General features: G+C 29.4%; 18 protein-coding genes. All 18 read right to left on the reverse strand.

Translation table 11 applies throughout. From position 1 onward, the window contains the following. Nucleotides 1–54 precede the first annotated feature (54 nt). The 18 genes from CLRAG_RS06055 to CLRAG_RS06140 all read right to left on the reverse strand — a co-directional run bounded on the left by CLRAG_RS06055 (nt 55) and on the right by CLRAG_RS06140 (nt 13,064). On the reverse strand, nt 55–936 hold the full coding sequence (locus CLRAG_RS06055) for a polyprenyl synthetase family protein (RefSeq protein WP_065077568.1): 882 nt from the start codon (nt 934–936) through the stop codon (nt 55–57). 45 nt (nt 937–981) lie between these two features. After that, nucleotides 982–1,206, reverse strand: a complete 225-nt coding sequence (locus CLRAG_RS06060) for an exodeoxyribonuclease VII small subunit (RefSeq protein WP_065077569.1) — start codon at nt 1,204–1,206, stop codon at nt 982–984. Between the two features lie 15 nt (nt 1,207–1,221). Then, entirely contained in the window at nt 1,222–2,418 is a 1,197-nt protein-coding gene (gene xseA, locus CLRAG_RS06065) for an exodeoxyribonuclease VII large subunit (protein ID WP_065077570.1), read from the reverse strand. Nucleotides 2,419–2,752: 334 nt separating this feature from the next. Further along, nucleotides 2,753–3,229, reverse strand: a complete 477-nt coding sequence (nusB, locus tag CLRAG_RS06070) for a transcription antitermination factor NusB (RefSeq protein WP_065077571.1) — start codon at nt 3,227–3,229, stop codon at nt 2,753–2,755. 141 nt (nt 3,230–3,370) lie between these two features. Next, the gene (locus CLRAG_RS06075) at nt 3,371–3,769 is read right to left on the reverse strand and encodes an Asp23/Gls24 family envelope stress response protein (RefSeq protein ID WP_063601606.1); all 399 of its coding nucleotides are present in this window, start codon (nt 3,767–3,769) and stop codon (nt 3,371–3,373) included. A gap of 110 nt (nt 3,770–3,879) precedes the next feature. Beyond that, nucleotides 3,880–4,440, reverse strand: coding sequence for a SpoIIIAH-like family protein (locus CLRAG_RS06080; protein ID WP_065077572.1), 561 nt, complete (start codon nt 4,438–4,440; stop codon nt 3,880–3,882). Between the two features lie 57 nt (nt 4,441–4,497). After that, the gene (spoIIIAG, locus tag CLRAG_RS06085; RefSeq protein ID WP_065077573.1) at nt 4,498–5,130 is read right to left on the reverse strand and encodes a stage III sporulation protein AG; all 633 of its coding nucleotides are present in this window, start codon (nt 5,128–5,130) and stop codon (nt 4,498–4,500) included. A 17-nt stretch (nt 5,131–5,147) separates the two neighbouring features. Further along, nucleotides 5,148–5,744, reverse strand: a complete 597-nt coding sequence (spoIIIAF, locus tag CLRAG_RS06090) for a stage III sporulation protein AF (RefSeq protein ID WP_065077574.1) — start codon at nt 5,742–5,744, stop codon at nt 5,148–5,150. 16 nt (nt 5,745–5,760) lie between these two features. Further along, entirely contained in the window at nt 5,761–6,993 is a 1,233-nt protein-coding gene (gene spoIIIAE, locus CLRAG_RS06095; RefSeq protein ID WP_065077575.1) for a stage III sporulation protein AE, read from the reverse strand. 8 nt (nt 6,994–7,001) lie between these two features. Continuing rightward, nucleotides 7,002–7,385, reverse strand: a complete 384-nt coding sequence (gene spoIIIAD, locus CLRAG_RS06100) for a stage III sporulation protein AD (protein ID WP_013237771.1) — start codon at nt 7,383–7,385, stop codon at nt 7,002–7,004. Nucleotides 7,386–7,394: 9 nt separating this feature from the next. After that, nucleotides 7,395–7,592, reverse strand: a complete 198-nt coding sequence (gene spoIIIAC / locus CLRAG_RS06105) for a stage III sporulation protein AC (RefSeq protein WP_013237770.1) — start codon at nt 7,590–7,592, stop codon at nt 7,395–7,397. 57 nt (nt 7,593–7,649) lie between these two features. Beyond that, nucleotides 7,650–8,168, reverse strand: a complete 519-nt coding sequence (gene spoIIIAB, locus CLRAG_RS06110; protein WP_065077576.1) for a stage III sporulation protein SpoIIIAB — start codon at nt 8,166–8,168, stop codon at nt 7,650–7,652. 1 nt (nt 8,169) lies between these two features. Further along, entirely contained in the window at nt 8,170–9,087 is a 918-nt protein-coding gene (gene spoIIIAA, locus CLRAG_RS06115; protein ID WP_207644790.1) for a stage III sporulation protein AA, read from the reverse strand. A 127-nt stretch (nt 9,088–9,214) separates the two neighbouring features. Further along, nucleotides 9,215–9,616 carry a CD1247 N-terminal domain-containing protein gene (locus CLRAG_RS06120; RefSeq protein WP_065077578.1) on the reverse strand — a complete coding sequence of 134 codons (402 nt, stop codon included), beginning with the start codon at nt 9,614–9,616 and terminating at the stop codon, nt 9,215–9,217. Nucleotides 9,617–9,655: 39 nt separating this feature from the next. After that, entirely contained in the window at nt 9,656–10,213 is a 558-nt protein-coding gene (gene efp / locus CLRAG_RS06125) for an elongation factor P (protein WP_029170128.1), read from the reverse strand. A 328-nt stretch (nt 10,214–10,541) separates the two neighbouring features. Continuing rightward, complete coding sequence (locus CLRAG_RS06130; protein WP_065077579.1) at nt 10,542–11,618, reverse strand: M24 family metallopeptidase; 1,077 nt, start codon at nt 11,616–11,618, stop codon at nt 10,542–10,544. Nucleotides 11,619–12,123: 505 nt separating this feature from the next. After that, complete coding sequence (locus CLRAG_RS06135; protein ID WP_065077580.1) at nt 12,124–12,537, reverse strand: hypothetical protein; 414 nt, start codon at nt 12,535–12,537, stop codon at nt 12,124–12,126. Between the two features lie 83 nt (nt 12,538–12,620). After that, complete coding sequence (locus CLRAG_RS06140) at nt 12,621–13,064, reverse strand: hypothetical protein (protein ID WP_065077581.1); 444 nt, start codon at nt 13,062–13,064, stop codon at nt 12,621–12,623. Nucleotides 13,065–13,099: the final 35 nt, after the last annotated feature.

Genomic DNA, 13,099 nt, shown 5'->3' on the forward strand with positions numbered 1-13,099 from the left:
CCTTATCTATCCCTTTAACAAAGTAGTTTTAAAATTTTTAGCACAGCTTAAACTTCACTTTTCCCTATTTAATAAAAATGATGTTAAATCTTTTAGATAAGAAGTATCTCCACTTATCCCATTCAGTACTTCTATGCATTCACTTGTAATTGAATTACACATTTCTTTGCATTTATTTATTCCATAAGTACTTATAAATGTAGTTTTGTTATTATTTAGATCACTTTTTACCTTTTTACCTAAAAGAGCAGTATCTCCTGTTAAATCCAATATATCATCCTTTATTTGAAATGCCAATCCTAACTTTTCTCCATAATAGCTTAATTTATCTATTTCATCTTTACTTGCTCCCGCATATACTGCTGCAGATATTATAGATCCTTTTATGAGTGCTCCTGTTTTTTTACTGTGCATATAATAGAGCTGGTCTATAGGTATCTTAGTGTTCTCACTTAAAATATCCACTGTCTGGCCACCAACCATTCCATCAGCTCCTGCACTTTCAGAAATAATACTACAAGCTCTTATAGCATTATTATTTTTCCCAACACAATGTCTAAACATCAAACTCATTGCTTCATTTAAAAGTCCATCTCCCGCAAGTACAGCAATAGCTTCTCCAAATACCTTATGATTTGTAGGTTTACCCCTTCTTAAATCATCATTGTCCATAGCAGGTAAATCATCATGAATTAAGGAATAAGTGTGTATCATTTCTATAGCTGCTGCTATATCCATAACATCACTACAATCTGCCTTATAAAGCTTATAGGTCAAAAGAAATAGCAGAGGTCTTATTCTCTTTCCTCCTGCATCTAAGCTATACTGCATAGCTTCATATACCCTTTTATTATAAGATCCTTTTCCATCCATATAGTCATGGAGGTATTTATTCAATTCCTCTCTTAATGTTTCAATCACACCTTTAATTTCCATAATACATTCTCCATTCTATGTAAATAGCCTTATTAATTCAGCATATTATTCTCGAGGTTTAACATTAAAATCTTCTTCTCCTTCTTCAGTAAGAATTTTTATTTTTCCTTCCGCATCGTTTAATATCTTATATAATTTATTGCACAATTTTACTCCTTCTTCGTAACTCTTCATACTGTCTTGTAACGATAATTCCCTATTATCCATAGAATCTACTATGCTTTCTAATTTTTCCATTATATTTTCATAACTTTCCGTTTTCCTAGGCATACAAGTACCTCTTTTCTAATAATGAATTAGCTTAAATTTAGAAGTTCCATCTTTCATAGTTACTTTAATCTTATCTTTTTTATTGAGTTCTTCAATGGAGTTTATTCCATTATTCTCATCATCTTCTATTATAGAGTATCCCCTATTTAAAATATTTAATGGATTATGGGCAGAAAGCAGTGCATTTATCTTTGCTAATTTCTCTTTTTTCTCATTGATTTTAACATTTAGTTTGAAATTTAAGAGTTCTTTGAGTTTATCCACATTACTATACTGATTTGCTATATATATAAGGGGACTGTTTAAATCTAAAGTTTTTTTCAAAAAATTAAGTCTATTCTTTTCATCTTTTATTTTATCCTTAGCACAAGTGTAAAGTCTATTTTTATAATTATTGAGTTTTTGTAAAGTTTCTTCTAGGTTAAAAACCGCAATTTCTGCTGCCGCAGAAGGTGTAGGTGCTCTTCTGTCAGATACAAAATCCACTATAGTATAGTCAATCTCATGTCCAACTCCTGTTATTATAGGCTTCTTTGAGTTATAAATTGACTCTGCTAATTTTTCATCATTAAAACACCAAAGTTCTTCTATGGACCCTCCTCCTCTTGCTATAATTATAAGATCTACATCTTCTATAGAATTTAATACTTCAATTCCTTTTATCACATCACTGCTAGCATTTGCCCCCTGAACTAGTGATGGATAAATCAAAAGTTGTACCTTTTTGTTTCTTCTTTTAGTTACATTTATTATATCCTTAACCGCAGCTCCTGTAGAAGAAGTAATTACACCTATTTTCTTGGCATAAGTGGGTATTTTTCTTTTATGTGATTCATTAAACAATCCTTTTTGTTCTAACTTTACTTTTAATTTTTCAAAGGCTAAATACAACTCTCCCATACCATCTGGTTTCATTTCCTTGCAATAAAGCTGATATAATCCTTCCTTTTCATATAGAGACACCCTTCCTTTAACTATTACTTTCATACCATCCTCAGGTATAAAATTTAAATTCTCGGCATCTCCTCTAAACATAATGCAGTTTATCTTACTAAACTTATCTTTTAGGGAAAAATATATATGTCCGCTTGTATGTAATTTCAAATTAGATACTTCTCCTTTAATAGAACAGTTAGCAAGTATGAAATCATTATCCAAAGTCTTTTTTATATAATTGTTAATATCAGACACAGTTAATGTTTTAATATACATATTATTTAACCCCTTGCGTTTAATCTGTAATTTATTAACTTTGGCAGCTTAAAAAAATTACCATGTAATTTTTTTAGTTAATAGTTAAGAATTAAAAATTAATAGTTAATGTGGATTTTTTCCGTTACACTACAAAAAATCTTTGAATAAGATTTTCACCACTCGTTTCGCTAAAGTGAAACATTGGTGATTTATATAAATTTAAAGATTTTTTGCGACAGCTAAAAATCATCCTTCACTATTAATTTTTCATTATTAATTCTTAACTTATGAAGCTTTGCTTCGCAATATTTTTATATTAAATCAGAATTTCATATGTGTTAAAATTAAGTACTTACTGTTTACTTATGCTTTTGTCTTTTATCATATTTCCAAGCACACCATTTATGAATGGCGCAGATTTCTCGGAAGAATACTTTTTAGCAAGTTCTATAGCTTCATTTATAGATACCTTTTCAGGAATATCCTGTTCATATAAAAATTCATATGTACAAATTCTTAATATTGCAGCATCAACTTTTGGCAGTCTGTTTAATTTCCAATTTCTAAGATATTTTTCAATTTCCTTATCCAAACTATCCTTATTCTCTTCTATTCCCTCTACAACCCTTTTTACATATTCCATATCAACGTTTTTTAGTTTGTCAACATTTTCACTGTAAACTTCCTCAGCACCATCAGTTTCTTTGCTCTCATTTTTTTTTTCTAAATTATCTTCTAAGTTTGCCAAAACACTTCTAAAATCTTCTCTATTTATACTCATTTCAAATAATAATTTCATTATCAGTTCTCTGGATTTTTTTCTATTCATATTTTCCTCCTACTTGGATATATACTCTTCTAAAAATAATTATTGTCATTTCAGATATAATTATACTTAAACTAATACACTAGTTCAAGTATACAAACACATCTTTAAATAGAAACACCCTCTGAATCCAGAGGGTGCATACTATTGCTCTTCTTCTATATTATCATTGCTCTCTTCTGTTTTAGAAATCATAACATTCTGCACATGTATGTTTATAGCTGAAACATCTAAGCCTGTCATAGATTGAACTGCTCTCTTTACATTTTCCTGAACTTTAAGTGCTACATCAGGAATTCTTACTCCGTATTCTACTACTACATATAAATCTATAGCTGCACTATTTTCTCCTACACTCACTTTAACACCTTTAGATAAGTTTTTCTTTCCTGTAAGTATTTGAGTAATTCCACCTACAAGACTGGCACTCATCCCAACTATACCTTTTATTTCAGTAGTAGCAAGACCTGCAATTACACCTACAACCTCATCAGATATTTTTACAATACCCATATCAATTTCGTTATTCGTATTTTCCTCCATTGTTTCACCTCCTAGATTTTCACATCATCGAAAGACCCACATTACATACATTATATCAAATGGATATTTTTTTTACAATTAATTTATTTATGTAATTGCTCCACTTTGTTTTAACCTTGTTTTACCTCGATTTCAACTTCCTGAATGTTTGAAATACTCATAACTACATCTTTTATCTGTCTTGTATCCTTATCTGCCAATTTATTCTTACCTTTAACTATTACCCTTGCCTTGTTGTCTTCTATAGAACATATAGCATCTTCATATCCCTTACTTTTTAGAGTATTTTCTATTTTTAATTCATAATTTGTATTCATGGCTAATGCAGTATACTTTTTTTCAGCATCAGCACGATTTGGGTCAGAAACATTTTTGTCATCTATAAGGCTTTTTAAAGTTTGAAGAGTTTCTGCATTTTTTTGATCCCTTGTAAGCCGTGTCTCCTCAAAGAATTGCGACTGTTCACTTTTAGATTGAGTACTTTTTGCTTGAGTACTCTTATCCTGTGAACTCTTACTATCGCTGCTATTAAAAGATACTGCACTTTTACCGCTTCCATTGTCCACACCATTTACATAATTTATAGGACTATTTAACTTTGTAGCAACTACTCCCACACAAACAATTAAAGCTAAAAGAGTCACAATAATTACAGCTTGTTTTTTATTCATTTTAACTCCCCCCATTTATCTTCTAAAGAATTATATGCTAAAAAATATACTTATATACTACTTTTTCATAGGATATACATTTACCTTATCTTCCGATATCCCAAACAAATCTGTTATAGCTTTTGATATCCTGAGTTCGGTTATTTTATTTTCAGCTCCTTCAGCTACAACACATACGCCTGAAACTTTAGGATTGTATGTCTTAACTATAAGTGGCTGTGATTTGCTGCCATCATTTGTAACAACTACCGTACTTCCATTATTTTTTTGGGTAGTATTTCTTGTACCACCTTCAGTATCCTTTTCTTCTGTATTATTTGTTGAATCAGTTATGTTCACTGCCGGTACACTCTCTTCCCCACTTTCAAAGTTTATCATTACTTCCACTTTGCCTACCCCATCCATTTTTTCTAAAGTATTTTTTAGATTCTCCTGCATTGACTTTTCATAATCCTCAGTCTTACTTTGTTTGGAAGATGTAGAACTCTGCTGATTATTACTTTTACTACCGTCATCATTTAAATTTTTAGAAGTATTTACACTACTTTCGTTATTGTAATTTTTAAAAAAACTTATTGTAACAATAATAAGTACTCCTACCAAAAATAATACAGCCAAATTGAAAATATTTTTTTTGTCATTAGATACCTTTTTATTAAAAAGTTCCTTTAACCACTTTTTTAAATTCATAATACTAACTCCTCCAACTAAGAATTTACATGTATAATATTTTTAGATACATTTAATTCCTGGCTTAAATAAGTTTTTAACTTTACATTTTTATCGTCATCTCCAGAATCCAAATTGCTGACAGAAGCACTTTTGGTATTTATATCAACCTTTTTTATTTTTTCCACACTTCCATCTTTAACTTGAACATTTATATTTTTTATACATACACTATTATTTTGTTCATCATAATTTGCATCTATTTTTACTTTATAACTTTCATCTGGATATTTTTCTTTAAGACTTTTTTCACACTTAGTTTCAAGATTCATTTTAAAAGTTTCAATAGTATCTTCCATGCTCTTTTTCTTGTAATCATTAAATTGGTTTAATTGGCTTTTACTGTTAAATCCCTTTTCAAAACTCTCTATAGCATTTTGAGTATACTGATTTATATCAAAATCTTTATTGAATATTTTCACTACTGGATTAATGAAAACTGTAATCAAAATGAGACCCAATACAAATTTGCAATATTTCTTCATGCTATTATCTGGCAATATCATTTCTATAGCTGTAATAAAAAATAGTGCAGTGCATATATTTATCAGCCACTCCTTTAAAGATTGAAGCATATTGTATTCCTCTCTTTCACATTGTAATTTTTCCCGCTGCAGCTATTATACATATCATTATGAAAAACATAACGGATACACATATGAGACACGCCATTATAAGTACAATGGAGCTTCCTGCAGAGTTTATACAGTTTACAAGTCTTCCATCGCTTATAGGTTCTATTAGCGCTGCAGTAAGTTTATATGCTACTACAATAATCAAAAGTTTTATTACTGGAAACAGCAGTATTGCTACAATAATTACAAGTCCCAGGCTGCTTAACGCATTTTTTAGTAAAATGGAATATCCTGCTACAGTAGATATAGCATCTGAAAGACTTTTTCCAACTATGGGCACAAAATTGTCCACTGCAAATTTAGCAGTTTTTGCTGTAACTTCATCAATGGTTTTAGAGGTTATCCCTCTTACAGTTATAATCCCTATAAATACAGTCATTATAATTCCTTGTGCCCAAAGTGCTACCTGATTTAGGAGTTTGGTAAGTTTGTCTATTTTATATTCAGAAGATAAGTTATTTACAAACTGAAGTACAAAAGACATGGATATTATAGGAATTATTACATCCATAAACAAATTGGCACTTATAGTTATAGCGCCTATTACAATGGGATCCATAATTGATGCTTCTACAAATCCTCCAACTGCAGCCACCAAAGTTATAAGTATAGGTATTAAAGCAACCATAAAATCAGTCATTTCTTTTATAGTAGATCTAGCAATATCCACACTTATGTAAAAACTTCTGGCCATTATTATTATTATTAGTGAGTAACATGCAAAATAGGCTATATTAGATAACTCTTCTCCATTAAAAGCTCTCTGCAAATTAGTAAGTAATGCACATATAAGTGAAATTACTATCAAAAGTACTAAAAGTTTTAAGGAAGCTGCTACTTCTCTCACCCCATACATTGCAAGTGCACGTATAATTTTCTTTAAAGATGTATTTCCTGACCCAGTTTTCAGAAAACCTTTCACATAATCTCTTACATCTATGTCATTAAGGACTTCATTTTTTGTCTTCATATTAGATATATAATCATAAAATTTTTCTATCTGCTCTTTTTCAGATTCGCTTTGTTTATTTTGAGTTTTATTATATTTGTCATCCTGTACACTACTGTCATTACTATTTTCTATTTTAATTTGATTCTGCACATTTGTTTCTCCGCTGCTGGTGTCAAAAGCTTGTACATTAAAGCCTATTAATAAAACTATAACTAAACCGAATATAATCTTTTTCATATTAACACCTACATAATCTTTAAAATTGACTGAAGAACAGCCATAAGTATAGGAATTGCAAGTACTAAAATTAATATTTTACCTGCAAATTCAACCTTTGCTCCTAAATTTCCTTGTCCAGCATCCTTACATATTTCACTACAAAAAGAAGCTAAATATGCAATAGCAATTATTTTAAATACAGTGGTTAAATAAATGAAATCTATATTTGCCTTAGCAGCTAATTGCTGAATAAACTGAAGTACTGCCGTTATCTTTGCTATCATAAATAGGAATATAATTATTCCTGCAGCTATACTTATATAAACTGCTATATCATCTCTCTTTCCTTTAAACAGAAGTACTAAAAACAGTGCTATAAAAGCAAACGCTACTACCTTAATTATCTCCATAACTTTCTCCTAAAGTTGAAACATAGTTCTGACTGTAGTAAATAATTTATTTACTAAATTAATTACCATCATGAGGACAATTAAAATTCCTGCTAAATTGGTCACCACTGCATAATCACCTTTCCCACTGGCTTCTAAAACTTTGTTTATGAGTATAACAATCATACCCACTCCTGCTATTTTAAAAATTAAGCTTATGTCCATCATTTAATTATCTCTCCCTTTCATTTCTTATAAGAAATTTAATTAATGTGTACCTGCAGTTTAGACTAAAATTATCACCACCACTGCACCTAAAGAAAATCCCAGACATCTGTACATTTTTAAGTTTTTATTCATTGAAATTTCAGAAATTTCAATTTGTTTTTTTATGTTTTCTAGGGCTAGGGAAAACATTCTTTTCTGTCCTTCTATATCTGATTCCCCAAGTGTTTTAGATAAATCTATCAATGTCTCTATATCTTCATTTTTTAAATTTAAAACATCTTTTTTCTTTTCAAATATTGCATTAAAAGCTTCATATACACTGTCAACAGAATTTTCCTTTAACATATGAGATATTTCTTCAAGCACTTCTTTAATAGGATTTATACTTTTAGATGCTGTATTTAAAATAGCTTCTGGCAGTGGAGTATGTGTATATATTATTTCATTTTGAAGTTGATTGATGCATCTTTGTGCTTCCCTCAATTGCTTAACTCTGCCTTTTAAATTTTCTCCCCATATAAATCCAATTCCAGTGGAAGCACATATTGTCATAATACATCCTAGAAACTTTAACATCTTATCCCCTCCATATTATTGAATTTTTCGGGAAGTCATATATATATTCTACTGTTCCTGCACCTTTTCTATTGCTAAGTACTACAGCCCTATTAAATACCTTATTTTCAACTATTTCTTTAAAAACAGGCCTATTATATAAATCCTCTATTCCGTAACCGTGAATAGTTATAATTAGACTTATTCCTGAATTTAGTGCAGTCACAATACTATCCATATCCTTGTAAGTTCCTATTTCATCACAGACTATAACTTCTGGCGACATACTTCTTATAGCCATTATTATTCCCTGACTTTTGGGACATCCATCTAATATATCTGTTCTGACGCCAACATTTAACTGGGGAACCCCGTTAAAACAAGCTCCTATTTCACTTCTTTCATCTATAACAGATACTTTCTTTCCCGTAAGTCCTATGTTTTTAACACCCTGGGACATATTTCTTACAATATCTCTTACTAAAGTGGTTTTTCCACACTTAGGAGGTGAAATTATTATGGTGTTTATTATTTCATTTCCTTTTGAAATGAATTTCATAATTGAATCCGAACAATTAATTACTTCCCTACATATTCTGATATTTAAAGATGCGATATCTTTTATGGTTTTAACTTCATCTTTCTCCATAACACATCTTCCACATATTCCTACTCTATGTCCTCCTTTAATAGTTATATATCCCTGTTTAATTTCTTCTTCAAAAGCATATATAGAATAATTACTCATCCTTTTAATTATTGTCTTTATATCTTCTAATTTAGGAATATATTTGCATACAATTTCCCTTTCACCTAACTGAAGTATCAAAGGCCTATCCGCCCTTATCCTTATCTCTTGTAAATTAGGGGATTCTATTAAATCACCTAAGGCAACTTTCAAATTTTCAGGTATAATGTTTAAAATTTCTTTAGTATCTATCTCTCTCATCTCCTTTATTTCTTTATATTAATTCCTATTTTGATTATGTAAAAATTATTCCTCATAAATAAAAATAAAACAAAAAAATCCTATTGAAGTTATAAACTTCAATAGGATTTAAAACTATTTATTTACTTTTTTTAAGTTCATCCTTAATAGGAATACTACTATGGCAATTTGGACACGTTAATTCTTCTCGTTGTTCTAATATATCCTTATCTACATATACGGTATCATTGCAATTTGGACACTGTATTTCAGTAAAGTTTTCTCCTTCATCCTTACACTTACAGATTTCATAATCATCATCATATAAGTTGTCTTGTAAATCCGCTAAATCTTCATCCATGGCATCCACATAATCTTCCATATCTTTTTGAGCTCTGGACATATCATCAATTTCTTCTGCCATGCTTTTAAGTACATCAACAATTTCTATTAGCATTTTTCCCTCATTAGTACTTTTATCAATTTTTAGTCCATCTACTAGACCATTTAGATAGGATACTTTAGATATAATAGAATTCACAATACCACATCCTTAAAGTTATTTTACCATTAGTATTGGCTAAACTCTTTCCATATATTCTCCGGTTCTAGTGTCAATTCTTATAGTTTCTCCCTCATTTACAAATATAGGGACTTGAACAACAGCTCCTGTCTCAAGCGTAGCTGGTTTTAATACGTTAGTGGCAGTATTTCCCTTAACTCCTGGTTCAGTATGAGTTATCTGAAGTTCAACAAAATTTGGAGCTTCAACGGAAAATGCTTCACCTTTATAAAACTTAATTATAGCAAACATATTTTCCTTTAAAAACTTTATTGCATCCTCTACCTTTTCATATTCCAATGGAATTTGCTCAAATGTTTCCTGATCCATAAAATAATACAATTCTCCATCTGAATATAAATACTGCATCTCTTTTCTTTCTATAACTGCCTCCTGCAATTTTGCAGTTGGATTAAAAGTAGTATCAGTAACTGATCCTGTTATAACATTTCTAAGTTTTGTCCTTACAAATGCTGCCCCTTTTCCTGGTTTTACATGAAGGAAATCCAGTACTGTGTACACTTGTCCATCTTGTTCAAAAGTAGTTCCCTTTCTTAAATCTCCTGCTGATATCATTATATACATACCGTTATGTAAACTTTTCTCTTAATTAAATATGTCTAAGATTTTAAGCTTACTTTCCCATTCATAGTGCCCGATTTCGCTATAAGCTACTTTCGCTTGGTCACACACTCCAGGGACGTAAATTCGGATATAACTAACCCTATATTTCAACACTTTTAAAAGCAGTGTTGGATTAACGGTTTTAACCCCTTTCTTATTCTTATTCGACCTAGTTTTGATTTTTATCTAATTTTTCATAGAACTTTCTTTTATATATTTAATATTATACAACATAATATGTTATATAAATATGTTATCTAAATAAAGTAATACTAAGAACTTAATTTATGCATATTAAATTCTTAGGTGACTTAGATAAGGTTTCTCCTCCATCTTCAGTTACCATTACCAAATCCTCTATTCTTACTCCACCAAAATCAGGTATATATATACCTGGCTCATCACTTACTACCATTCCTGATTTTAATTTAGAATTATTTCTATATCCAATTACAGGAGCCTCATGAATTTCTCTTCCTACTCCATGACCCAAACTATGTCCAAAGTACTGACCATATCCTTTACTAGTTATATAATCTCTAGCAATTGCATCCACTTTTGATGCTGGCATTTCTGGCTTATATTCCTTTAAGGCAAGTTCTTCAGCTTCTAATACTATATTGTATATCTCTAGCATTTTCTGTGATGGTTCACCTATTACAACTGTTCTTGTCATATCAGAACAATATTCTTCATAAATGCAACCAAAATCCAAAGTTAAAAATTCTCCTTTTTTTATAACTTTTTCTGTAGCCTGACCATGTGGTAGACTTGATCTCTCTCCAGAAGCAACTATAGATGGAAAAGATAAATCCTTAGCTCCTAACTTTTTCATATAAAATTCCAGCTCTAAACCAACTTCTCTCTCTGTCATACCAGGTTTTATAAATTTCACCATGTGGTCAAAAGCTTTATCTGCAATTTTTGCAGCATTTTTTATTGAATTTATTTCTTCTCTATCTTTCACAATTCTTATTTTTTCTACCATTCCATTCATTGGCACAAGTTCACAATCTAAATTACTATGGTAAAGCTCATACTGGCTGTAAGAAACTATATTTTCCTCAAATCCAAGCCTATGTACTTTAAGCTTGCCTATCAAGCCCGATAAAAATTTTACAAAAGAACCGCTTTTACCATATTCTAAAACTTCATAATCTTTAACTTGCTGTTTAGCCTGTTCAGTAAACCTGGAATCAGTTATAAAAAATGCTTTGTCTAAAGTTATAAGTGAAAAACTTTCATCTCCTGTAAATCCACTTAAATAATTTCTATTAGGATCTCCAACTAACAAAACAGCATCTAACTGTTGACTATCCATAGCCTCTCTCAATTTTTCAATTCTTTTTTTAAACATTTAAATTACCCCCCTAAATTTTAGCAGGGCATAATATTTTTATAATTACTTTAATTTATGGTAGATTACTCCCTGCTAAATTTGAAATCAAATTTAGCTAATAATTTAAATGATAAAATCGTTATTTTAATAAATAAAATTTAAAATAATATTATTCTATCATCATAGTGAACAATGTTATTTTATCAAAACTTGTGATTATTTGCAAATATTAATGTGCGCTTGCTTCAATCCACAATATAAAACTTTGACTTAATATAAGCAAATTGCAAAGCAATTTTCTTAAAGAACAAAATCCAGAGTTCAAATATCAAAATAAGGATAATTTTCTTCCTAACGTCAGAAAACATTAAAATTATAGATTTCCTGAGGTACGATGGAAATCATCTTTATCTGTTCTTTGCTATTTGAACTTTGTTATTTTCAAAAGCTTTGCTTTGCAATATTTTTAAACTACGAAAGTTAAGTTCTTTATAAACAGAGTTCTTAGCATTAGAGCAGGTATTTATTGGGTAAATTTTACATCTGCTTTGGTTTTTACACCTTGAAACTTATCCTGTTCAATTTTAATATTATCTATGTTACTAAAATATTTGATTTTTTTAACTTTTTCTAGAATACTTTTGATTTCAGCTTGATTTCCTATTACTTCAAACTGTATGGTTAGTTTTCCATCATTATTGCTTGCAACATTAATTACCTGCATACCTTCTATACACTTTAGTTTTCTCAAAATATCAGTACAACTCACTTGTTCTTTATCTTTTATTTGATTTTTTAAGTTTTTTTCTACAAATTGAAGCTTAACATTTTCACTATCTATGCTTTTGAGCACATTATAATTTTTTATTAAAAGTACAGTGCAACTGCACACTAAAAATATTATAATAATTCTATATATATTATTTACCATATTCATTATTAATATTCCACCTTAATTAAATTTACAATTCACAGTTTACGTTAAACAACTTATAACAATTAGGATAAAACAAAGTCCTTTTATTTTAATTTTAGATTGACTTTCCACAGCTTCTTTCCTCCTTCATCATTTCCTATAAGCTTAAAATTTTTAATTATAAACTTATTTGATTTTTCTGCATCTCTAATTAGTGAAAAACATTCTTTTTCATTTCCCTCAAAATCTAAATTTAGACTTTTATTTTCTATATTTACATTTTTAAAGTTTCTTCCTAAATATATGTAATTATAAAAATCTAAATAATTTTCAAAAGTACTACTTTTATCATGTGATAACTTTTTTACAGAACTATGTTCTTTCAACCTAGTTTCTACATCATTTAATTGATTTTTATTCATCATAAGTATATCTAAAAATATTATGTTTACTATTAAAATAATCAAAATAAGTAACTTAAGACTTTTATTCTTTTTAGTTTTTCCTTTTTCTATACACCACTGTGGTAAAAAATATAAGTTTTTCATGTACCAAACTACCTCTTAATTTCATTATTTTAATT

It is taken from the genome of Clostridium ragsdalei P11, from assembly GCF_001675165.1.
In the GTDB taxonomy this organism is placed as follows: Bacteria; Bacillota; Clostridia; order Clostridiales; family Clostridiaceae; genus Clostridium_B; species Clostridium_B ragsdalei.